Here is a 21812-nt window from a genome sequence, read left to right on the forward strand (position 1 = left end):
GTCAAGGAAAAGAAGTAGCAATGATAAGTGAGTTCTTTTGGAATTGGTTGCGCCGTGTACTTGGAGACTTGTTCGCACGGTGCTTTGGGGACGAAGCGGGAGCAATCCCGCTGACTTACCCGATTTACCCTTAATAAAAATTTCCCCCATCTCCCCATATTCCCCTCCTGGGAGGGGTTAGGGGTGGGTTCCCATCTCCCCATCTCCCCATCTTCCCATCTCCCCATCTCCCCATCTCCCCATCTCCCCATCTCCCCACACTTCCCACCCTCCCCGCGCCCGGGCCCCTTAATTATGGGTATTCAACCAGACTTGATATTAGGGGCGGGCTTGCCCTCATCTTCAACCTCGAGCGCCAGTGTTGCGACAGCCCGCCCCGTAACGCACCACCAAAAGGCTCGCCCTCATTTTATCGGTAGCTAGTGTTGGGACAGTCGGTCCCGTAACACACCACCTAGTAGGCTGAAGGGTTACGTTGATCAAGCCTGCCTTTCAAACATAGAGTCTTTCATCTGTGTATTCTGATTTCTCAAGCTTCCCCTCCCTAAGTTGTTGCTCAAGTCATTGAGTGGGGTTATCTTAGAACGGAATTGTACTCACAGTATGAGTGTCATTATTTGCTAAGGCTCATAATTGAAAGATGTTCAGACCCAAATTATGGATCAAGATAGGTTTTATCGAGCATATAGGAGAATTTTTTGCGAAATTTAGAACTAAACCGGCTCCTAACACGGTATTTCCTACTGTATTTCTAGGTTTATCTTTAGTTTTAGTCGCCTGTGCCCCCAAGGGTGGAGACCCTAAAAGCAATACGGTTACTATCCTGGGAGTAATGACAGGGGAAGGGGAGCAAATCATGGAACAGATACTAGAACCCTTCACTAAAGAAACGGGTATCAAGGTGGTGTATGAAGCCAGTAGTGATTTCGCCACCCTCCTACCTGTGTTGGTGGAATCTGGAAATGCTCCCGATCTTGCCATGTTCCCTCAACCGGGTTTGATGGCTGACTTTGCTAGGGAAGGTGAACTGGTACCTGTAGATACCTTCATGGACAAATCTCAGTTATCTGCTGCTTATTCTCAAAACTGGCTAGATTTGGCAACTGTCGATAGTAAAGTATACGGGGTGTGGATTAGGGCGGCGGTCAAAAGCTTAGTTTGGTACAATCGAGCTGCGTTTAAGGCAGCTGGTTACAAAATCCCTACCACCTGGAATGAAATGATGGCACTGTCCGATCAGATTGTGGCAGATGGCGGTGTCCCTTGGTGCATCGGAATAGAAAGCGGTGCGGCTACAGGATGGGTTGGTACCGACTGGATTGAGGATATTATGTTGCGCACGGTTGGTGGGGAAGTGTATGACCAGTGGGTTGCTCACAAGATTCCCTTTAATCACCCAGCGGTTAAGAATGCTTTTGAGCAGTTTGGCAACATTGCCCTTAATCCTAAGTATGTGTTTGGTGGCACTGTTGGTATTATTAGCACTCCCTTTGGTGACGCAACTGCACCGTTATTTGATAACCCCCCAGGTTGCTATCTGCATCGCCAAGCTAGCTTTATCACTAGCTTCTTACCTAAAGATGTAGCGCTAGATAAGGATGTGAGTATCTTTCTGTTACCGGGTATTAAACAGGAATTGGGAGTGCCAGTGTTAGTGTCTGGTATTGTGACTGCTATGTTTAAGGATACTCCAGAAGCACGGAAGTTGATGGAGTATTTATCAACTGCCCAAGCCCATACTATCTGGGCAAGTCAGGGAGATTATGTCTCACCCCATAAACAGGTTAGTTTGGATGCTTACCCCAATGACATTGTTAAACGTCAAGCGGAAATCTTAGCCAATGCGGATATGGTGCGCTTCGATGGTTCGGATATGATGCCAGGAGCCGTGGGTACCGGGACATTCTGGAGTGGCATTGTTGATTATATTGGTGGGACAGATGTGGATACAGTTCTGAAAACTATTGAGGACAGTTGGCCAGATTAAGTATGAGGAATTAGGGATTAGTCATTGTAAAAAAAAATATTTATTTAAAATCGCCTTCTAATGTTACTTTAGCACAATTGCCAAATCGGTAACTATAATATCAAGTCTGGTTGAATACCCATAATTAAGGGGTCCGGGCGCGGGAAGTGTGGCCAGATGGGGGATATTTTTATTAAGGGTAATTATCCTGACATGATATAAGATACTGAAATCAAATTAAGTCAGTTATTCGCCACCATTTAGCGAAAGGGACAATAGTGCCGTTTAGGCATTAATTACGATTAAATATCTGAGTACAATATCAGCACTTGCGCTTCGCTCCGCTGTAACGGCAATCCCTTGGGGTGTAAGCAGGCAGGATATAGTAGGATGTCAGTGACTACTATAAATTTGGCTTTGCTGAATAGGATTTGGGTACTCAAGTATAGTTGGATCAGTTACCGATTACCTTTGGATCTTCCATAATTGAGCAACACCGTAAGTTTAGGATTCCCCCTTTAGGCCAAACTCAAGTTTAAATAAGAAATAAGCTATGGATACTAGTCAGATTGATAAATTTGTTTCCTATTGCCAAGGTTAACAGCCACAAAGTGAAGAAGATATGAGACGTTTTTTTATAGGGGTTATTGGTTTTACCTATGATCAGGAACTGCTATTACAGGCATATCTATTTTTCAATATCAACTCATTATTTCCAACCTGTAGTCAGCTCATCCTGTTTGAAAAGGCCCTAATCCAAGACTATACAAATTTAGGTAAAGTAGATTTTGTTTATCTTAGTAAAAACAAAAAAATATTTTTAATTTAAACTAAATATATTGATACTGAAGCGACAGGAAAGCACGAAAGAACTAGAAGAAATAAGCATAGAAATAAGGTAGTGGAACAAGTCATTGATTGGAAATACAAATTGAGACATTATTGGAATATATCAACTAACCAAATTCATTGTGGAGTATTTACAACCGATCCACAAGTAGGTGATCGTGCAAGGAGCACTGACATTATCGCTAAATCAATATCTATCTATGAACTGGAACTGTGGCAAAAAAATTATAAATTTTATAATTTAGAGCATGGCAATAAACGGGATTCGGTGAGAGATTTATATGAGGTGATCAAGTGATAAGGTGATCAGGTGATGAAGTGATGAGGCAATGAAGGATGGTATTGCTCAAAATAGTTACTTTCATTCTCGCCGTTGTCATAGGCTGTGGTGGGGTGATAGCTTTATTATATGGCATGAATGGCTTGGTAAATCAGCTACCCAATAAAACGCGATTGACCTTGGCCAAAAGGCCAAGCTACGCGAACGGTCACGCTACGCGAACGCATTTTGTGGCTTGGGTATACTTAGCCCCTGCTTTAGCATTACTAACCGCTTACCTGATTCTGCCGACCCTCAATACTATCTATATCAGCTTCTTGGATAAGCGATCGCAAAATTTTGTGGGACTGGACAATTACATCTTTGCCTTTACCAACCCTACTATGCTAATCGCTTTTCGTAACAATGTCCTTTGGTTGGTATTGGTAACAGGGTTTAGTGTAGCATTGGGTTTAATTATTGCGGTGCTGGTGGATCGGGTACGCTATGAACCCGTAGCCAAGTCTATAATCTTTATGCCAATGGCAATTTCCTTTGTGGGGGCTAGCGTGATTTGGCGATTTATCTATGCTTTTCGTCCAGCTGGCTCAGAACAAATTGGCTTACTCAATGGCATTATTACCAGTTTACGATTTGAGCCTGTAGGTTGGTTAGTGGAGCGCTCGATTAATAATTATGCTCTGATTGTGATTATGATTTGGTTGCAGACAGGGTTTTGCTTGATTTTGCTCTCTGCTGCCATCAAAGGTATCCCCAAAGATATTATCGAAGCTGCACGGATAGATGGAGCTAGTGAGTGGCAAATCTTCTGGACAATTACTATTCCGATGATACGAGGGACTATTGCTGTGGTTGTGACTACTGTAGTAATAGCGGTGCTGAAAGTCTTTGATATTGTCTGGGTGATGACCGGTGGTAATCAAAATACGGAAGTGATTGCGTCTCGTATGATTAAGGAAATGTTCAATTATCGGAACTTTGGACGAGGTAGTGCGATCGCAGTTATTTTATTACTAGTTATTATTCCGGTTATGATTAGCAATATCCGTCGGTTTCGAGAGCAGGAGAACAGCCGTTAATAGTAATATATAATTATTATTTGAATTGTGAACATACTCCCGCTTGGGAAAGGCAAGAGGGAAGAGGCAAGAGGCAAGAGTTAATCAAGTAGCGATGCAGCAAGGGAACAGGTGAGCCAGTGAGGCCAAAGGGGATTTCCCCCATTCGCGACTGCATCAAGACATAGAAGGATTTTGGTTAAGGTCAAAAACGGTAATTATTATTTATTATTTCTAATTGATTTAGAAATGTTATAGTATTCAGATTAAAGTTAAAATTTGATTCTGATGGCGTCACCGAGTTAAGCAACTGTTCTAGCTATGGTTGAAATTCTATAAGGCTTGGGGTGATGCGATGCTCCTTTGGAGCCGCTTCGCGAACGCATCTTGCCCAGTTGTTTTGCCCAGTTGTTTTGCCCAGTTGTTTTGCCCACTTGTTTAACGACTGCTGTTGTGGGATTGGTTGCACAAAGCGCTTATCTTGGCAAAAAATAGACTAATTCCAGACATGACTTTAACCCAGCTATGGCACCAAAACCGTTCTTTGTAGCAAAATCCCAACACCTACAGCAATTCTTCTGGAAAATCCCGATTCATCTGACCCTGATTATCATCTCTTTGATCTGGACTCTACCCACTGTTGGCTTGTTCATTAGTTCCCTACGCTACCGAGATGATGTGCTCAAAACCGGTTGGTGGTCAGTCTTCCAACACCCCTTCAATTTCACCCAATACCACCTGGGTAACTATATTGATGTGATTACCTCCGAAGGGATGGGACAGGCATTTTTCAATAGTCTGGCTATCTCGATTCCCGCTACAGTTATTCCGATTGCGATCGCTACTGTTGCTGCCTATGGGTTTGCTTGGATGAAATTTCCTGGTCGCCAAGTCCTGTTTATGGTAGTAGTTGGCTTGCTGGTAGTCCCGTTACAGATGACTCTGATTCCGGTATTGCGAGTCTACGGATATCTAGGACTTTCCGGTACATTATTAGGTATTTGGTTAGCCCACACAGGCTATGGTTTGCCCTTAGGAATTTATTTATTGCGTAATTATATTGCTAGTTTGCCTCAGGAGTTAATCGAAGCAGCAGCAGTGGATGGTGCGTCTCATCTAACCATAGTTACCCAGCTGATTGTGCCTCTATCCATGCCTGCGATCGCATCATTTGCCGTGTTTCAATTTCTCTGGGTCTGGAATGACTTGCTAGTTGCTTTAGTCTATCTCGGAGTTACACCAGACGTTGCCCCGTTAACGATCCGATTAACAAATATAGTAGGTTATCGTGGGCAGCAGTGGCATCTTCTTACCTCTGGTGCATTTATCACAATGATTGTACCACTGATTGTGTTTTTTGTTCTACAGCGGTACTTTGTGCGGGGGATTTTAGCCGGTTCGGTTAAGGGTTGAAACTCTTATCTATAGCAGTTTTTAATTACCAGAAGTACTTTCGTCCTGGGTTGCGCGGGAGTAGGGAGTAGGGAGTAGGGAGTAGGATTCAGTTTATCGAGGGTGAGATTCAGGGCTGACCTACTTTAGGTAATTCTGTTTCATTGGAGAGAGCGAAATTATCTAAAGAAACCTTTGCTGAATAGGCAATACCATCCCGCTGGTACAAAATTAATAGGCTATTTGCGTGTTTGACCTTGTAACCCAAAAATCTATCTACTCCACTTACTACTTCCTGATATTCATTACCATTGGGATGTGTAAATGCTATTGTTATACTATCATTGTTTGTTAATCTTCCATCACCATTGGTATCTTGTTTAATAAGGTTGTATAAAACGGCTATAACTGGTTTAGATTCAACCCTGTTATTAGCTCTATCATTAGTTTCTGAAATGAAGCTATCGCTAGCAATTAAATAGTCATTCTTAGCAAATAGCCATTTGCTTTTACCTGTTTCACTATCCAAAAACAAATAGTTTCTAGTTGAGCGTGTCGATTTGCTATAATAGGATTGGGTATAAGATTGGTCTGAGTAAAGCGGCACCATTAGATAGGTTGTGCCATCAACTTCCCTGAGATTACCCAGCTCCCACTCTTGAGACCTTGAGCTATCGTCATCGACATTAACAATGTTAATCCGCTGCCGCTCTCTCGTAGTGCTTTTGACTATCTCGATAGCAGCAAAAGCCAAAACCGCTATTGCTAGCAATCCAGTAGCCATAATAACAATAGCATTAAAGCGCCACACAAAACGAAAAAATTTCTTGTCGTCCATGATTGTTCACCGTTGACAGCTGACGGTTGACTATTGACGGTTGACTATTGCTCTGAGGAATAAGACTCAATATGAGGTAAAATTATGTAATATTATTACACTAGTCAATTTTTGGGAGAATAATATGATATCTGCAGCAATCGCTTACTTTGGAATTCTAGCTGCTGCCACTGTTGTGGCTCTGACTCTATTTTTTGGACTTAGAGCAGTTAAGTTGATCTAACTACTGTTGTTTCCAAAACAATTAAGGCAGTATGGCGGATTTAAACATTTAATTGTTTTGAGTATAGCCGCCTACTGTAGCGCTATAGTTAACCAGCTATAATTAACCAGCTATACTTATAGCTATCTATACTTAGCCAGATCAACTCTCCTTGGCCAAACAAGGTTTAATTGTTGCTACCACCGACTGAGCTAGAGCACTGAGTTCGTACCCCCCCTCTAAACCAAAAACAATCCGACGAGTTAGTTGCAGACAATACTTGGTAAATAGCCCATAATCATCTGGCTGCAAGGCAATATTTGCCAAGGGATCGGCGGCATTAGCATCATAACCAGCACTGACAATCAATAAATCTGGCTGAAATTTGGTTAAAAAGGGCATCACTTTCTGTTCAAACATCGGCTGGTAATCTGCTAACGTGCTGCCTGGTGCCATGGGAAGATTAAGGACATTATTGTGAAACCCCTGTTCACTGGCTTGGCCTGTACCAGGATAGCAAGGGGATTGATGAAGGGAGATGTAGGCAATGCGAGCATCTCGTTCCACAACATCTTGAGTACCATTGCCGTGATGGACATCCCAGTCTAGGATGGCAACCCGTTCGACTCCCGATTGCTCTAAGGCGTAGTAAGCTGCGATCGCAGCATTGGAAAATAAGCAAAACCCCATCCCTCTCTGACGTTCAGCATGATGACCAGGGGGACGGGCTAGAACAAAGGCTGAATTATTGGTAGTGAGGACTTGATCTACCGCATCTAGCCAAGCACTAACGGCGAGTAGGGCAACATCGTAACTGCGGGGGGATATCCCTGTGTCCGCATCTAACCTGCCACCATTACTCCTAGCGATTTCTTAAACTGTCTCAATGTAGCGCTGGCTATGAATTTGTTGTACTAGAGGCATCACTCGACGAGTTTCTACCGCTGTCGGTAACTGCCACTTAATTTGGTCAGCCCAAGGTGCAGCTTTGATAGCATCAACAATCGCAGTTAAACGTTCTGGTCGTTCTGGGTGAAACCGACCGTTATCGTGTTCAAGAAACTCATCGGAGTAAATGACAGGAAACATATTATAGCACGATTCAGCCAAAATGATGGAAAAACGCTTTAGATCAAGGTACTTGTGAATAGATTAACCTTACCGATTACTTCATCAGGTGATCCCTAAACAGACCAAACACGACACCAAAGGCGATCAGAGCTAGAGCGAGGCTGATAGGGATTAAATCTGGTCTCAAAACGATGGCAAAAATAGCTAAGCCGATCAAAACATAGGATAGTTTCATCAAAAACTCCTTAGTTGTTGGGAACCTCTGAGGTTTAGTCAGGGGAGGAAAACAACCTGGTGGCATAAACCGCCAGTCAACATGAGCAAGAAGAGGTGAAATTCCTAAGCTGCCCTAGGAAATTTTCTGTCTTTTTCCCATAATTTTTGCACAAGAAGCGCGAATCTGCTCATTGTCTAAGCCTTGCCCGTGGTTCTGTTACCGGCTATAGTCGAGATTTTGTGTTAAAATTTAAAAATAACCAGCCAAATTTGGAAAAAAAAGGTGTTAAAAGCCTCTTTTGAGAGATTTTAACCGATTTATTTAGCAAAATCCTCGATAATAAGGGAGTTTGTCCAACTATGAGTACATCCCAAGAACGCATTGTCCCGACAAATTTGCGGAACGAAATGTCCCGGTCTTATTTAGAATACGCCATGAGCGTTATTGTAGGTCGGGCATTACCAGATGCCAGGGATGGGCTCAAGCCAGTACACCGACGGATTCTCTATGCGATGCATGAGCTGGGCTTAAGCCCAGACCGTCCGTTCCGCAAATGCGCTCGTGTGGTAGGGGAAGTGTTGGGTAAGTATCATCCCCATGGGGATACTGCTGTTTATGACGCTTTGGTGCGCATGGCTCAGGATTTCTCCATGCGATCGCCTCTGATTAATGGTCATGGAAATTTTGGCTCAGTAGACAACGACCCCCCAGCGGCAATGCGTTACACAGAGTGCCGCTTGCAAGCGATCGCTACCAATGCCCTACTTCGGGACATTGAGTCAGAAACTGTAGACTTTGTTGATAACTTTGACGGTTCCCAGCAAGAACCGACTGTCTTACCAGCACGGATTCCCCAATTACTGCTCAACGGCTCATCGGGGATTGCTGTGGGTATGGCAACCAATATCCCCCCTCATAACCTGGGAGAGTTGGTGGATGGCTTAGTCGGCCTGATCCATAATCCCGAAATCACTGATAAGGAGTTAAGGCGGTATATCCCTGGTCCAGATTTCCCCACTGGGGCACAGATTTTAGGAACATCGGGTATTAAAGATGCTTACACCAGTGGTAGGGGTTCTATCACCATGCGAGGTGTGGCAGAAATTGAAACGATTGGGCAACGAGGTCGTCCAGACAAGGAAGCCATTATTATTACTGAGCTACCTTACCAAACCAATAAGGCAAGTTTAATCGAAAAGATTGCTGAATTGGTTAATGATAAGCGTATTGATGGCATTTCCGATATTCGGGATGAAAGCGATCGCAATGGCATGCGCATCGTAATCGAACTAAAGCGCGATGCTTATCCCAAAGTTGTCCTGAATAATCTCTACAAGCAAACCCCCCTCCAAACCAATTTTGGAGCAAATATGCTAGCCCTGGTGGGCAATGAACCCCAGTTGCTGACCATAAAGCAGTTCTTAAACGTTTTCCTGGATTTCCGCATTGAAACCATTACCCGACGGACTCAATATCAATTGCGCAAAGCTGAGGAACGGGATCATTTACTGCAAGGGTTACTAATTGCCCTAGATAGCTTAGATGCTGTGATTGCGGTGATTCGGGGGGCGGCGGATACGACTACAGCACGAGGACAATTAGTGACAGAATTTAGTCTATCTGAAGCCCAAGCCGATGCTATTTTGCAAATGCAGCTGCGCCGTTTGACTGCTTTGGAAGCCCAAAAGATTCAAGCTGAGCATGAGGAATTACAAGTTCGGATTGCGGATTTACGGGATATCCTAGCTCGCCGAAGTCGCATCCTGGAGATTATTGAAACTGAAGCCCAGCAACTGAAACAGAGCTTTGCCACACCACGCCGCACACAAATTCAACAGGTTGAAGGGGAACTAGATGATACTGACCTGATTGCTAATGAAAAAGCTGTGATTCTGCTGACTGAGCAAGGGTATATCAAACGCATGCCTGTGGATGAGTTTAGAGCTCAAGCTCGGGCAACTCGTGGGAAAGCTGCTGCCAGAATTAAAGATGATGATGAGGTAGAGCATTTCTTCACTTGCTGCGACCACGATAGCATTTTATTTTTTAGCGATCGCGGTGTAGTGTACTCTCTCCGTGCCTACCAAATCCCGGCTGCATCTCGCACCGCCAGGGGGGTACCGATTGTGCAGATGTTACCCATTCCCCACGAAGAAAAAATTACTTCTATTGTACCGGTATCTGAATTTACAGATGATGAATATCTAGTCATGCTAACCCATAAGGGTTACATCAAGAAAACTGCTCTAGATGCTTTCAGCAAAATTCGGGCAAATGGATTAATTGCTATTTCCCTCGGGGAAGGAGACCAGTTGCGGTGGGTACTTCGTGCTAGGCAAGAAGACAGCATCATAATTGGGTCTCGTCATGGCATGGCAATTCACTTCAAGTGTGACAATGATCAACTCCGCCCCCTCGGTCGTGCGACCAGAGGAGTTAAGGCTATGAAACTCAAGGGTGATGATGAATTAATCGGTATGGATATTTTGTCCGGTCAAATCATCGCTAGTCTAGCTGCTACTGAGGATTCAGAGGAAGAGACAGAAGACCTTAGTGATTCTGAGATGGTGGAAACAGCGGCTCAGGGTCCTTGGGTATTAATTGTCACTATGGGAGGCTATGGTAAGCGGGTACCCGTATCCCAATTCCGGCTACAAAACCGTGCTGGTATGGGAGTTCGCTCAACCAAATTCCGTTTACCGAAAGACCAACTGGCAGCCCTACAGGTAGTTAATGAAGGGGATGAATTGATGATAGTCACTAGTCGAGGGATTATCATTCGTCAAGCTGTTGATGCTATTTCTCCCCAATCTCGCATGGCAACTGGGGTCAGAGTGCAAAAGTTAGATGATGAAGATGCGATCGCAGCGGTTGCTTTAGTACCTATCTCTGATCAAGAGCAGGAAATCGAAGAGCCGGAAATCGAAGAGCCAGAAACCGAAGAGCAGCAAGAGTCAGTAGATCAATATAAATAGGCCACTAGAAATAAACCTACAATAGGTTTTTGTAGACGGTTAACCGTCAACCGTCTACAAAACCCACCTTAACTACACTAATAAACCGGTTTTCTAGGAGGCAACTCAAATGATTCAAACTGCCAAAAAGTTTTACACATTTGAAGACTATATTTCCTACCATGATGACACTGACTACAAGTATGAGCTTGTTAATGGAGAGCTTGTTGCTATGCCACCTGCTAGTGGACTACATGCCCTGATTATGCTTTTTCTATTCAAGGAATTTGATAGAGAAATTGACAGGGTTAGTTTAGATTGGGTTGTTATGCCTGGTAATCTTGGGGTTCGCACAGCTGAGAATAAATCTAGAATTCCTGATTTAGTCATTATCTCAGAAAATCAGCGGCAAGCTATCCGTTCCATGTCATCAGCGGTGCTGGAATCAGCACCACTACTAGCAGTAGAAATTGTCAGTGCAGGTAATCCTCAAGATGATTACCGCTACAAGCGTTCTGAATACGCAGTGCGGGAAGTGCCTGAGTATTGGATTGTTGATCCAATTAAGTCTAAGGTTTCGGTTTTGCGTTTAGTTGATGGGTTTTATGATCTGACAGAATTTACAGGAAATCAAAAAATTGAATCACAAACATTTACCGAGTTAGCTTTGACAGTTGAACAAGTATTTGCCGTTTAGAATAATTGTTAAGGATGAAGTAGTAATGGTTAATTGGTATTTAAAAATATCCTGTTACCTGTCCTCTTTTTATATTAATCCTAGGTTTACATATCAAATAAAAATGCTATAGATATAGCGTACTTACTATTACTTCTCCACCCGATATCCCAACTCTAATAACCGTAAGCGAGATTGTCGCCATTTCGGTTTTACTTTCACAAACAATTCCAGGTAAACTTGACCAGCAACTAACTTTTGAAGTTGTTGACGAGCAGCAGTACCAATTTGTTTGAGCATAGTACCCTTTTTCCCAATCAAAATACCTTTTTGGGAGTCTCTCTCTACATTGATCGTAGCAAAAATACGGGTGATTTTTGGTTGTTCCTCCACTAAATCAATAGTAATAGCAACCGAGTGGGGGACTTCCTCACGAGTTAGGAGTAAGATTTGCTCTCGAATCAATTCCCCCATGATAAACCGTTCTGGCTGGTCGGTTACGAAGTCAGGGGGATAATAATATGGTCCTGGTTCTAAGCGCTCAATTAATTTCTGCTGCAATAGGTCTAAGCGATCAGCTGTCAGGGCAGAAAATTTGACGACTTCCCAGCCTTGAGCAGTAGCTAGTTTAGCATAACTAGCATCGATTGATGCTCCCCTACTCTGGCGAGGTTGTATATCTGATTTGTTCACACCCAAAATTACTGGTGTCTTGGTATGGCTCAGTAGATCAACAATAAAGCGATCGCCTCCTCCCGCCTCCACCGTACTATCCACCACCAACAGCACCACATCCACTAACTCAATCGCTATTTGGGCATTTTTCACCAATACCTTACCCAGCTGATGATGAGGTTTGTGAATCCCTGGCGTATCCACAAAAATCAATTGAGCTTCCGGTGTGGTCAAGATACCTCGCAGCCGATTTCGGGTGGTTTGAGCCACTGGCGAAGTGATGGCAATTTTTTGCCCTACCAGTTTATTCATCAGTGTGGATTTCCCCACATTCGGGCGTCCCACAATCGCCACAAAGCCAGACTTAAAGCCCTCTGGAGCAACCGGAATAGTTTCTAGAACTGATGGCTTGATAACTTTTTCCTCTAGGTTATCTTGGGAAGAGTCTACCGTCGGCTCCTCTTCCGAGTTTTGTTCGTCTTGGATTTTAGAATTGTCAGTCATTGAACCAATCGTAGTTTTTATTGTTTTATTATGAAATTTATGTTAGCAACATACATAGGGACTATGTTGAGTATGTTGTTAAAGGGGATAACACCCCGGTTAATTGACCAACATTATCATAAATAGAACTGATCGTGGGCTTGAAGTAAAAAATTTCAAGTTAGTTGCCCAGACTCAAGCAGTTTAGACTAAATACTACTACTGATGACCAATACCGCTACTTTCCCTGACCTAGAAAATCATTGGGCGAGAGATTGTATCAACCAACTGCGGGAGCGTAAGTTGGTCAGTGGTTACCCGGATGGTAAATTTCGTCCTAATTTTAGAATTACCCGCGCTGAGTTTGCCGTCTTAATGCTGAATGCCTTTCCCTCAGCACCGATTCAGCGGGGTGGTATTCGTTTTAAGGACGTACCTAGTAATCATTGGGCCAAAAATGTGATTCAAGATGCCTACAAGCGAAGATTTTTTTCGGGCTATCCTGGCAGACGATTTAAACCGAATGAGTCCATTTCTCGAGTGCAAGCGATCGCAGTTTTAGCAGGAGCCAAGAATTATCCTATCCCGTCAGAACCCGATGGAACTCTCAGACGGTATTTTACTGATGCTACCCAGATTCCCCAGTATGCTAAAAATGCGATCGCATCCGCAGCAATTAATACTATTGTGGTTAACTATCCCAATATCAAACAGGTCAAACCAAATCAGAGTGCTACCCGTGGTGAAGTAGCGGCTTTGCTGTGTCGGGCGTTAAACATCTATGCTGTTCCACCTCAGTATATTGCTGGAGTGGAAGTCTCTTCTGATGATGTTCGTAGTTTACCAGGGCAATTGGATCAGGTGCCTGTATTTAATAGCAATAGTCCAGAACTAGTCAGAAGTGAGGGGATTTTGCTGTCTACGTTTTCACCGGAAGGGAAACAAGTTCCTTCAGCCCACCTTGATTATGGCTTTAATGGACGGTTTGATATCTTTACCCACCATATTGCTAGAGCAGAGACTCAGGCGGAAACCCATCCCCTTTATCAAGGATTGATAGTTTATAATCCCAATGAAACACCTGTTACAGTGGAGGTCTTGCAAGGGGCGAGTTATCTGTCTACCCCAGATGCACCGTTTATCTCGTTGCCGGATATGGTGGATAATCCCAATGGTACAGTCTATGCTGGTCCTGGCAGTCGGACAATGAATGATGTACTCAGGGGAATTCTCCAAGAACTATTTCCCGCCAAACTGGTGCTGAAGGCAAAACAAAGCCAAATGTTAATGAATCAGCCAATTCCAGTTAAACGATCACCAGCTTCTAATGGTCGTTCTACCATGATGCGGTTACGGAGTGATGGGATGGTCTATGTGGCTAACTTAGCCATGAAAGCCCCTCGTGATGGCAATGGAATCTATCGGGAACCTACGGTAGCAGAATGGCAAGACTTACTGGATACGGGCGGCTTAGCTCAACCCCGTGGACCAATACCCACTCCTCTCGAACCACCTCAAGAACCGACGGTGTTTGGTCGGGTGGCTGGTGTTTCCCAAGGTTCTCAATGGCAAGTGCTGATTCAAGATAATCCAAATGTTAACTATTTGAGTATTCCTCAGCTAGGGCAGGCATTTTCTTATGTGGTGGGGACTCTACATCTGATTACTCTGAGTACAGGGCAAATTCAAAGTGCACCGATGTTAAGGCGCTATGCCGATACGGCCTACTTTGCCCACAGTAATTATGGGGTAGAATACAATATAACTTTACCATTGAAGAATACTACTAATCAACCCCAAACGCTGACGGTATCGCTGCAAACGCCATTGAAGGATGAGGGGGGTACTGATCGACTGCTGTTTTTGAACCCACGGGTTGAAAACGTGTTCTTTCGGGGTACACTCAGAATAAATTATGATGATGATGATCGAAAGGCTCAGACGCGCTATGTGCATTTAGTGCAGCGACGAGGACAGCCAGGGCATCCATTGGTGACGTTGAATTTAGCCCCTGAAGAAGTTAGGCAGCTACAGGTGGATTTTCTCTATCCCCCGGATTCGACACCACCCCAGGTGCTTACAGTTCGGACTTTGGAGGGTTAGGAGAGTTGGAAATCGGCTCACAAATACAAGGTCGCAATTGTGCGATCGCACAATCAAATATTAATCTCGATTCTAGTAGTATCACGGATTTAGCCTGAATCTGCTATTGTGTAACGTTAGCAGCATACTAAACTTTATCAAAAATAGCTGATGCCAGCAAAAGCGATCAGTATTAACTATTTAGGAGTTTAGTTATTGCTGACGAAGTTTTGCCTAAGATCATCAAACCAGCAGAAATGCTTACTCTAGATGATAGAGATGATCTAGTTACGGCAGCTACTGCCTAGGGATATACCTAGAATTGCTGTCGGCACCAGAACAACTATATCACACTCAGGTTGCTTGATAACTTTTGCTAGATAACTATTGATATCTTGACCACTTATGCCTTCTCAAACCTTTATCGTGCGTGCTCACACTCGTACGATCCATACCCGTCCAGTTACCTTTTTTTGCCCCAAATGCAATCATATGACTACTCGTGAGTGCTATCCTGGTAAGCCTCCTAAATACTGTCTCGAATGTAGTCCGAGACGAAAACGTCAGCAAGATGAGCTGTATATACCCGAAAAGGGGATGTTCAAGCCAACACACAACTTGGTGAATCTTACCAGTGGGCAGAAGACACCAGTATGTCTGGAGAAGTCCCCCCAAGCTGGGTGGCTTTTCGTGAGGACAGCCCTAGATTGGTTTAGCGGGGAAAGCATCATCAAGTATCACACAACTAAAGGGGTTTACAGCCAGGAGGTGCCGTTGGCAGATTATATCGTCGAAGCTCTACCAGCTGGCGATATCACCACAGCATTTCCATCAGCTACCTCTGCTAAAAAGAAGATTACTCCTGCTAAATCTTCATCAGAGCTACTTTTAGTAGAACCCTACAGTGTGAAGAAGATGTGCGATCGCTTCCGTTGCGGGGACAGGTTACTCAAGAGGATGCGCACTGAGCCAAACTTCAGCCAGTGGAGTCGCTCTCGGGATCCCGAGGGCATAACTTGGGAGTATCGGCAAGGAAAATATTTTCCTTTAGTTGATCAGGTTAATCAGGAATCATCAGCCACCTCTGAACCTGAAATAGAGGAGACTACCCCCACGACTAATGGGTCATCCCAGGGGATTTCAGTAGAACCCTACAGTGTGAAGAAGATGTGCGATCGCTTCCGTTGCGGGGACAGGTTACTCAAGAGGATGCGCACTGAGCCAAACTTCAGCCAGTGGAGTCGCTCTCGGGATCCCGAGGGCATCACTTGGGAGTATCGGCAAGGAAAATATTTTCCTTTAGTTGATCAGGTTAATCAGGTTGATCAAGAATCATCAAACACCTTTGAACCTGAAATAGAGGAGACTACCCCCACGACTAATGGGTCATCCCAGGGTTTTTCAGTAGAACCCTACAGTGTCAAACAGATGTGCGATCGCTTCCGTTGCGGGGACAGGTTACTCAAGAGGATGCGCACTGAGCCAAACTTCAGCCAGTGGAGTCGCTCTCGGGATCCCGAGGGCATCACTTGGGAGTATCGGCAAGGAAAATATTTTCCTTTAGTTGATCAGGTTAATCAGGTTGATCAAGAATCATCAAACACCTTTGAACCTGAAATAGAGGAGACTACTGCCACCACTAATGGGTCATCCCAGGGTTTTTCACTAGAACCCTACAGTGTCAAAAAGCTCTGCGATCGCTTCCGTTGTGGGGACAGGTTACTCAAGAGGATGCGCACTGACCCAAACTTCAGCCAGTGGAGTCGCTCTCGGGATCCCGAGGGCATCACTTGGGAGTATCGGCAAGGAAAATACTTTCCTTTACTTAATCACCAATAATTTATTAATCTCAAACCGAGTCAGCAGATGCGAACGCTACGCGATTGACCGTAGGTCAATCGCGTAGCGTCGGCTGTGGCCGTAGGCCACGCTGCGCGAACGCCGAATCGCATCTGCTTTACTATTTCTGGGATACGAGAAAGTTTGGTCTTTCCCAACTTGGGGTATCTTCGAGTCTGTTCTGCCTCTTCCCCTTCTCCAGTTTCTAGTCAGGGAAAGTAGTTACTGACTTTTCCTTTCCCTGTGCTAGCTGCTACGGGCGACCTAACCTTTAGCTGCCATAGATAAGATTAGGTCAATCATGCGGTTAGAGTAACCCCACTCATTGTCGTACCAACAGACAACTTTAAAGAAATTAGAATTAAGTTCCATTCCCGCTCCAGCATCGAAAATGCTGGAATGAGGGTCGCCTTGAAAATCGGTGGACACCACTGGCTCCTCTGTATAGCCCAAAATTCCTTTCATCGCCCCAACTGAGGCTGCTTTCATTGCTGCACAAATCTCTGGGTAGCTGGTTGCCTTTTGAGTCCTGAAGGTCAAATCTACCACTGATACATCCGGTGTTGGTACCCGTAATGCCATGCCGGTAAGTTTACCTTTCAGTTCCGGTAACACTAGCGTTACAGCTTTGGCCGCACCCGTAGAAGCGGGGATAATGTTCTGAGCAGCACTTCGCCCGCCCCGAAAGTCTTTCTTACTTGGACCATCTACCGTTGGCTGGGTAGCAGTCATGGCATGGACCGTAGTCATTAACCCTTCCGCTAGCCCAAAATTGTCATTAATCACTTTAGCAATGGGAGCAAGACAGTTAGTTGTGCAACTGGCATTGGAAACGATAGTATCAATACCCGGGTCATAGGTATCGTGATTGACACCCATCAACAGGGTGGGAACCAAATCAGGGTTTTTAGTAGGAGCAGAGATTACCACCCGCTTCGCTCCCGCTTCTAAATGCTTAGATGCCCCATCATAGGTGGTAAATAGACCAGTAGATTCTACTACATATTCCACACCGAGTTTCGTCCAAGGCAGCTCCTCTGGGTTTTTAATTGAGACACAGGGGATTTTCTTGCCATTGACCACAATTCCATCAGCTTCAGCTTCTACGGTACCCTTGAAACGACCATGGGTTGAGTCGTATTTGAGTAAATAGGCGATAGTCTGTGGTGGAACTAGGTCATTAATGCCCAGCACTTCGATTTCTGGGTAGTTGAGGGCAGCACGGAATACGAGTCGTCCGATACGACCAAATCCATTGATACCCACTTTGACAGTTGCCATGGACAAATCTCCTTTAAGAGGTTTACAAATTTACGTTTGTGGATAATTAAGAATCCTCATCCAGCGATGCAGAGGTGCGACCCGTGGCGAATTTAATTCGCCTACGGAAAACGCACCATTACGGTCTTGAGTAAAACCCCCACTCCCGCTCTGCATCAAGACAATGTCATCCAATCGGGAAGATTAATTCTTCCTTTATTGTTGACAGCTGGGAGCATCAAAACTATCATGAACGGATTGCAAAGCAACCAGATGTGACTCAAGGATTTTTGCTAGGCATCCAAGCTATTGTTTATAGCTCACTCTACTCATTATTTGTTAATCCTTTAACTTAATTTAAGACTGTGGTAATTGGTGTCAATCTCTACCACTGCTCTGTGTTAAACTCCAAAGAAAGAAAAGAGCAGGTAAGCATTTAGATGACCGCTGATAGCTGACTGTTAAATGCTTGCCATAAAATTAACCTTTTCTTTAAACCTACTCTTTAAATTTTTATCTACAATTTAATTAAGCTGGTTTTGGCATTACCTCTATGAAAGTCGCTGTCTTTAGTACCAAAGTCTACGACCGACAGTTTCTGGAAGCTGTTAATTCCCAATACGGTCATGAATTAACTTTTTTTGAACCGCACCTCGATACTCAAACGACTATTTTGGCATCAGGATGTCCAGCAGTATGCGTTTTTGTCAATGATTCCCTCAACGGACAAGTGTTGGAAAAGCTGGCGCAACAGGGAACTCGTCTGATTGCTCTACGCTGTGCTGGTTTTAATAATGTGGATGTCACAAAAGCGACAGAATTGGACATGACAGTAGTGCGTGTTCCCGCTTACTCCCCCTATGCGATCGCTGAACATACGATTGGCTTAATGCTAGCCCTGAATCGCAAGATACATCGTGCTTATTCTCGAGTACGAGAAGGAAATTTTTCCCTAGATGGACTCTTGGGATTCGATATGCATGGTCGAACTGTAGGCATCGTGGGAACTGGTAAAATTGGTGTTATCGTAGCCCAAATTCTCACTGGTATGGGGTGTCAATTAGTGGCATATGATCCTTATCCAAACCCGGAGTGTCAAGCTTTGGGGGTCAAGTATGTAGAGCTAGCTGAACTCTTTGCTATCTCTGATATTATCACGCTACACTGTCCCTTAACTCCTGAAAACTATCATCTGATTAATTCCGAAGCTCTAGAGCAGATGAAACCAGGTGTGATGCTAATTAATACTAGCCGAGGGGGATTGATTGATACCAAAGCCATTATTGGTGCGCTCAAGTCTAAGAAAATTGGCTATCTCGCTCTGGATGTCTATGAGCAAGAATCTGCCTTGTTTTTTGAGGATTTGTCTAATGAAGTCATTCAAGATGATATTTTTGAACGTTTACTCACGTTTCCTAATGTAATTATTACTGCTCATCAAGCTTTCTTCACTGAAAATGCCCTCGATAACATTGCTGAAACTACACTATCTAATATTACTAACTTTGAGAAAGGTGTTCCTTGTCCGAATAAAATTATTATTAATAGGGAATAGGGAATAATATCAAGTCAGGTTGAATACCAAATCTTCTCAAGGGGTGACCTCGGCAAAATTTAATTAAGATTTTAGTAATTGGTAATTCTAATCTAATTACTAAAATCTTAATTACCAATTACTAAATTGGCCTAAAACGCACTAGGAGGAGGGGGAACAAAGGAACGAGGAGGGAAGACTTGTAAATCAATATGCTGCTCTGGACTGAAATTAAGACCTGCTTGTAGTTGAGCAAATTGTTGCTCTTCAAAAGACAGAGCACCTGTAGTTTTATTGTAGGAGATTTTATCAATATCAAGTTCTCCAAAACTATCAATTTCAATCCTATCTCCCTCTTGGACATTGAAATCTGTAATCCTGTCAATTCCGCTTTCAGGTCGTGGCACTTCCGAGTCAGAGTTACTCGATAATAGAAAACTATCAGTTATGTTGATTCCCGTTGAAGGTTGTAGCGGTTGTGATGGAGGCATTGAAGGCGGGAAGATCGGTAATGGACGATTTGTAAATGTGAATTTAAAGATATCAGCTCCGTGACCACCAGTAAGGGTATCCCTTCCTTCCCCACCTACTAGAGAATCATCACCATTGCCACCAATTAGATAATCATTCCCGCCACCAAAGACATTTTGCTCATCACCATCACCAATCAGGGTATCATGGCCAGTTCCACCAATGAGAGTATCACTGCTACCACCACCTTCGAGGATGTCATTGCCGTCTCCACCATCAAGGATGTCACTACCTGGATTATAGTTTATGGGAATTCCAGTCAAACGCCTACGAACATCACCTAAAAGGGAATCATCACCAGCTCCGCCTTTTAGGGTATCATTACCATCTGCTCCGTTGAGCGTGTCATTTCCTGTGCCACCGTCGAGGAAATCATGATCAGATGTCTGTTTAACCTCAAACAAACTCAAGCCAAAGCTAGGACCAGGTCCACCAGTAAGGACATCATTCCCTGAGCCACCAATCAGGGTATCATTGCCCTCTCCACCGTTGAGAACATCTGAATCCTCCTCCCCTTCAAGACGGTCATTACCCCCTCGACCATTGAGAATATCATCCCCAGCTCTACCTTTGAGGGTATCATCCTGTGAGCCACCGTTGAGAGTATCGTTGCCACTGCCACCTATGAGAATTACACTAGTATTTGTAGTATTTGTTTCCAACCCCACGAAATTCAAGTTAAACATTTATTCGATCACCTATTCCTATCCAACTCCGACCTCCTTTATTGTCTGGTCTTAGGTATGGTAAAGCTAGCCAAATTGGCAGTATTTGGCCAATTTGACCGGTTTCTTGCTGCGCGTTCACGCTTGTCGGAAAACCCGAGCGGCGTCGCACCGTAAAATACCGTAAAAAATGCTCAAGAACTATTGACGTTTTCCGAAAATTTTGCTTCCTAGGCGAATCATCGTTGCTCCTGCTTTAATAGCCTGCAAATAATCTCCCGACATTCCCATTGATACTTCTTTTAAGTTTAACTGAGTTGTTTGATTAAGCTGTTCCTTGAATTTAGCAACTTCTACAAATGCATCAAAAATTTCATATTCCGATAACCCCAAGGGAAGAATCGTCATTAACCCTTGAATATCTAAGGAATCGCAAGCTTCTAATTCTGGTAACGTTTCTAATAACTGCTCAACAGACCAACCATATTTATTAGGATCGGGCAAAATCTTAATTTGTAAACAAACCTTAGGTCGTTTATTTAACTCATTCGCCCGCCGATTTAAACTCTGGGCTAACTTTAAATCATCAACGGAATGGATCCAGTCCATTGTTTGAACAGCAAGTTTGGCTTTATTCTTTTGTAAGTGACCGATAAAATGCCAGGAAATACCCTCTAAATCTTGTAACTGTTCCTGCTTAGCACAAGCCTCTTGCAAGCGATTTTCTCCAAAATCCCGAATTCCAGCACCATAGGCTTCCCGCATTTTGTCTACAGATACGGTTTTGCTAACTGCAATTAAACGGACATTAGGCTTTAACTGTTGACGAATCTGCTGGATATTATCAGTAATAGGTGTAGTCATAGTTAAAGGTATTTTTTCCATAGTCTTCCCTCTTGGCTTTTTCCTCCATGGCTTTAACAAAAATCGGCGAAATTCCCCATCCAACTTTGAAGGTGGGGATGGATAGCCGAACGATTGATTATATGCTATTATGAAAATAACTCGCTTAGGTTTACATGGTCAGGCATGGGCTGATAATAGTTGAGCTAGGTGGATAAGAGATGTAGTCAAAGCGCGTGAACGAACTCGACCACCGTTCGCCACAGCGTTTCGGGTTTCGCCGACGCTAAGCGAACCGAAAAGGCAAGCGCAAGATGTCATGAGACATAATCGACTGGAACACCAGTTATAAACCGCGAAAACCAAGCGGCAAAAAAAGAATTACTGCCTGGGTCAG

18 protein-coding genes and 2 pseudogenes are annotated in these 21812 nt (G+C 43.9%); 10 read left to right on the top strand and 10 right to left on the bottom strand.

Translation table 11 applies throughout. The annotated features are described in order from the left end of the window. Positions 1-251, bottom strand: a pseudogene (locus tag F6K53_RS00005) (hypothetical protein); the annotation flags it as partial. 389 nt (positions 252-640) lie between these two features. Here F6K53_RS00005 and F6K53_RS00010 point away from each other — a divergent pair. From F6K53_RS00010 to F6K53_RS00020, 3 genes are all read left to right on the top strand, one after another. Continuing rightward, on the top strand, positions 641-1987 hold the full coding sequence (locus F6K53_RS00010; RefSeq protein WP_293071622.1) for an ABC transporter substrate-binding protein: 1347 nt from the start codon (positions 641-643) through the stop codon (positions 1985-1987). Positions 1988-2867: 880 nt separating this feature from the next. Further along, complete coding sequence (locus F6K53_RS00015; RefSeq protein WP_293071621.1) at positions 2868-3113, top strand: hypothetical protein; 246 nt, start codon at positions 2868-2870, stop codon at positions 3111-3113. A gap of 38 nt (positions 3114-3151) precedes the next feature. Next, the gene (locus F6K53_RS00020; RefSeq protein ID WP_293071620.1) at positions 3152-4174 is read left to right on the top strand and encodes a sugar ABC transporter permease; all 1023 of its coding nucleotides are present in this window, start codon (positions 3152-3154) and stop codon (positions 4172-4174) included. 298 nt (positions 4175-4472) lie between these two features. Here F6K53_RS00020 and F6K53_RS00025 read toward each other — a convergent pair whose 3' ends face one another. Next, positions 4473-4622 (bottom strand): hypothetical protein, encoded by a 150-nt coding sequence (locus tag F6K53_RS00025; protein ID WP_293024322.1) that lies wholly within the window; start codon positions 4620-4622, stop codon positions 4473-4475. Between the two features lie 56 nt (positions 4623-4678). Between F6K53_RS00025 and F6K53_RS00030 the strand changes: the two genes are divergently transcribed. Then, positions 4679-5566 carry a carbohydrate ABC transporter permease gene (locus F6K53_RS00030; RefSeq protein ID WP_293071619.1) on the top strand — a complete coding sequence of 296 codons (888 nt, stop codon included), beginning with the start codon at positions 4679-4681 and terminating at the stop codon, positions 5564-5566. A 109-nt stretch (positions 5567-5675) separates the two neighbouring features. On the opposite strand, the gene F6K53_RS00035 is transcribed toward F6K53_RS00030, so the two are convergent. Beyond that, positions 5676-6383 (bottom strand): hypothetical protein, encoded by a 708-nt coding sequence (locus F6K53_RS00035; protein ID WP_293039589.1) that lies wholly within the window; start codon positions 6381-6383, stop codon positions 5676-5678. Positions 6384-6507: 124 nt separating this feature from the next. Here F6K53_RS00035 and F6K53_RS00040 point away from each other — a divergent pair, with 124 nt between their 5' ends. Next, on the top strand, positions 6508-6606 hold the full coding sequence (locus F6K53_RS00040; protein WP_293024328.1) for a cytochrome b6-f complex subunit PetL: 99 nt from the start codon (positions 6508-6510) through the stop codon (positions 6604-6606). Positions 6607-6747: 141 nt separating this feature from the next. On the opposite strand, the pseudogene F6K53_RS00045 reads toward F6K53_RS00040, so the two are convergent. Both F6K53_RS00045 and F6K53_RS00050 read right to left on the bottom strand, forming a co-directional pair. Then, positions 6748-7674, bottom strand: a pseudogene (locus F6K53_RS00045) (histone deacetylase). A 76-nt stretch (positions 7675-7750) separates the two neighbouring features. After that, positions 7751-7891: a hypothetical protein gene (locus F6K53_RS00050; protein WP_293024330.1), complete on the bottom strand. Its 141-nt coding sequence runs from the start codon at positions 7889-7891 to the stop codon at positions 7751-7753. A 341-nt stretch (positions 7892-8232) separates the two neighbouring features. Here F6K53_RS00050 and gyrA point away from each other — a divergent pair, with 341 nt between their 5' ends. Both gyrA and F6K53_RS00060 read left to right on the top strand, forming a co-directional pair. Next, positions 8233-10848 (top strand): DNA gyrase subunit A, encoded by a 2616-nt coding sequence (gyrA, locus tag F6K53_RS00055; RefSeq protein WP_293079529.1) that lies wholly within the window; start codon positions 8233-8235, stop codon positions 10846-10848. 109 nt (positions 10849-10957) lie between these two features. Next, complete coding sequence (locus F6K53_RS00060; RefSeq protein WP_293071617.1) at positions 10958-11524, top strand: Uma2 family endonuclease; 567 nt, start codon at positions 10958-10960, stop codon at positions 11522-11524. Between the two features lie 129 nt (positions 11525-11653). Here the strand turns inward: F6K53_RS00060 and era are convergent, their stop codons facing one another. Then, positions 11654-12682, bottom strand: a complete 1029-nt coding sequence (era, locus tag F6K53_RS00065; protein ID WP_293071616.1) for a GTPase Era — start codon at positions 12680-12682, stop codon at positions 11654-11656. A 204-nt stretch (positions 12683-12886) separates the two neighbouring features. Here era and F6K53_RS00070 point away from each other — a divergent pair, with 204 nt between their 5' ends. Together F6K53_RS00070 and F6K53_RS00075 are read left to right on the top strand one after the other, a co-directional pair. Further along, complete coding sequence (locus tag F6K53_RS00070) at positions 12887-14764, top strand: DUF3370 family protein (protein WP_293024338.1); 1878 nt, start codon at positions 12887-12889, stop codon at positions 14762-14764. A 471-nt stretch (positions 14765-15235) separates the two neighbouring features. After that, the gene (locus F6K53_RS00075; protein WP_293071615.1) at positions 15236-16582 is read left to right on the top strand and encodes a hypothetical protein; all 1347 of its coding nucleotides are present in this window, start codon (positions 15236-15238) and stop codon (positions 16580-16582) included. 20 nt (positions 16583-16602) lie between these two features. Here F6K53_RS00075 and F6K53_RS00080 read toward each other — a convergent pair whose 3' ends face one another. Together F6K53_RS00080 and gap are read right to left on the bottom strand one after the other, a co-directional pair. Then, the gene (locus F6K53_RS00080) at positions 16603-16740 is read right to left on the bottom strand and encodes a hypothetical protein (RefSeq protein WP_293079532.1); all 138 of its coding nucleotides are present in this window, start codon (positions 16738-16740) and stop codon (positions 16603-16605) included. Between the two features lie 106 nt (positions 16741-16846). Continuing rightward, positions 16847-17863, bottom strand: a complete 1017-nt coding sequence (gene gap / locus F6K53_RS00085; protein WP_293079535.1) for a type I glyceraldehyde-3-phosphate dehydrogenase — start codon at positions 17861-17863, stop codon at positions 16847-16849. 532 nt (positions 17864-18395) lie between these two features. Here gap and F6K53_RS00090 point away from each other — a divergent pair. After that, positions 18396-19397, top strand: a complete 1002-nt coding sequence (locus F6K53_RS00090) for a 2-hydroxyacid dehydrogenase (RefSeq protein WP_075903476.1) — start codon at positions 18396-18398, stop codon at positions 19395-19397. Between the two features lie 131 nt (positions 19398-19528). Here the strand turns inward: F6K53_RS00090 and F6K53_RS00095 are convergent, their stop codons facing one another. Further along, the gene (locus tag F6K53_RS00095; protein ID WP_293024347.1) at positions 19529-20593 is read right to left on the bottom strand and encodes a calcium-binding protein; all 1065 of its coding nucleotides are present in this window, start codon (positions 20591-20593) and stop codon (positions 19529-19531) included. 180 nt (positions 20594-20773) lie between these two features. Continuing rightward, the gene (locus tag F6K53_RS00100) at positions 20774-21436 is read right to left on the bottom strand and encodes a YggS family pyridoxal phosphate-dependent enzyme (protein WP_293024349.1); all 663 of its coding nucleotides are present in this window, start codon (positions 21434-21436) and stop codon (positions 20774-20776) included. Positions 21437-21812 lie beyond the last annotated feature (376 nt).

The sequence above is a fragment of the Moorena sp. SIO4A1 genome, assembly GCF_010672065.1.
Lineage (GTDB): Bacteria > Cyanobacteriota > Cyanobacteriia > Cyanobacteriales > Coleofasciculaceae > Moorena.

Bases quoted from the DNA above. Each gene is read 5' to 3' on its own strand.
- F6K53_RS00010 (WP_293071622.1), top strand. From the start codon at position 641: ATGTTCAGACCCAAATTATGGATCAAGATAGGTTTTATCGAGCATATA.
- F6K53_RS00020 (WP_293071620.1), top strand. From the start codon at position 3,152: ATGGTATTGCTCAAAATAGTTACTTTCATTCTCGCCGTTGTCATAGGC.
- F6K53_RS00030 (WP_293071619.1), top strand. From the start codon at position 4,679: ATGGCACCAAAACCGTTCTTTGTAGCAAAATCCCAACACCTACAGCAA.
- F6K53_RS00035 (WP_293039589.1), bottom strand. From the start codon at position 6,383: ATGGACGACAAGAAATTTTTTCGTTTTGTGTGGCGCTTTAATGCTATT.
- F6K53_RS00040 (WP_293024328.1), top strand. From the start codon at position 6,508: ATGATATCTGCAGCAATCGCTTACTTTGGAATTCTAGCTGCTGCCACT.
- F6K53_RS00050 (WP_293024330.1), bottom strand. From the start codon at position 7,891: ATGAAACTATCCTATGTTTTGATCGGCTTAGCTATTTTTGCCATCGTT.
- gyrA (WP_293079529.1), top strand. From the start codon at position 8,233: ATGAGTACATCCCAAGAACGCATTGTCCCGACAAATTTGCGGAACGAA.
- F6K53_RS00060 (WP_293071617.1), top strand. From the start codon at position 10,958: ATGATTCAAACTGCCAAAAAGTTTTACACATTTGAAGACTATATTTCC.
- era (WP_293071616.1), bottom strand. From the start codon at position 12,682: ATGACTGACAATTCTAAAATCCAAGACGAACAAAACTCGGAAGAGGAG.
- F6K53_RS00070 (WP_293024338.1), top strand. From the start codon at position 12,887: ATGACCAATACCGCTACTTTCCCTGACCTAGAAAATCATTGGGCGAGA.
- F6K53_RS00075 (WP_293071615.1), top strand. From the start codon at position 15,236: ATGACTACTCGTGAGTGCTATCCTGGTAAGCCTCCTAAATACTGTCTC.
- gap (WP_293079535.1), bottom strand. From the start codon at position 17,863: ATGGCAACTGTCAAAGTGGGTATCAATGGATTTGGTCGTATCGGACGA.
- F6K53_RS00090 (WP_075903476.1), top strand. From the start codon at position 18,396: ATGAAAGTCGCTGTCTTTAGTACCAAAGTCTACGACCGACAGTTTCTG.
- F6K53_RS00095 (WP_293024347.1), bottom strand. From the start codon at position 20,593: ATGTTTAACTTGAATTTCGTGGGGTTGGAAACAAATACTACAAATACT.
- F6K53_RS00100 (WP_293024349.1), bottom strand. From the start codon at position 21,436: ATGACTACACCTATTACTGATAATATCCAGCAGATTCGTCAACAGTTA.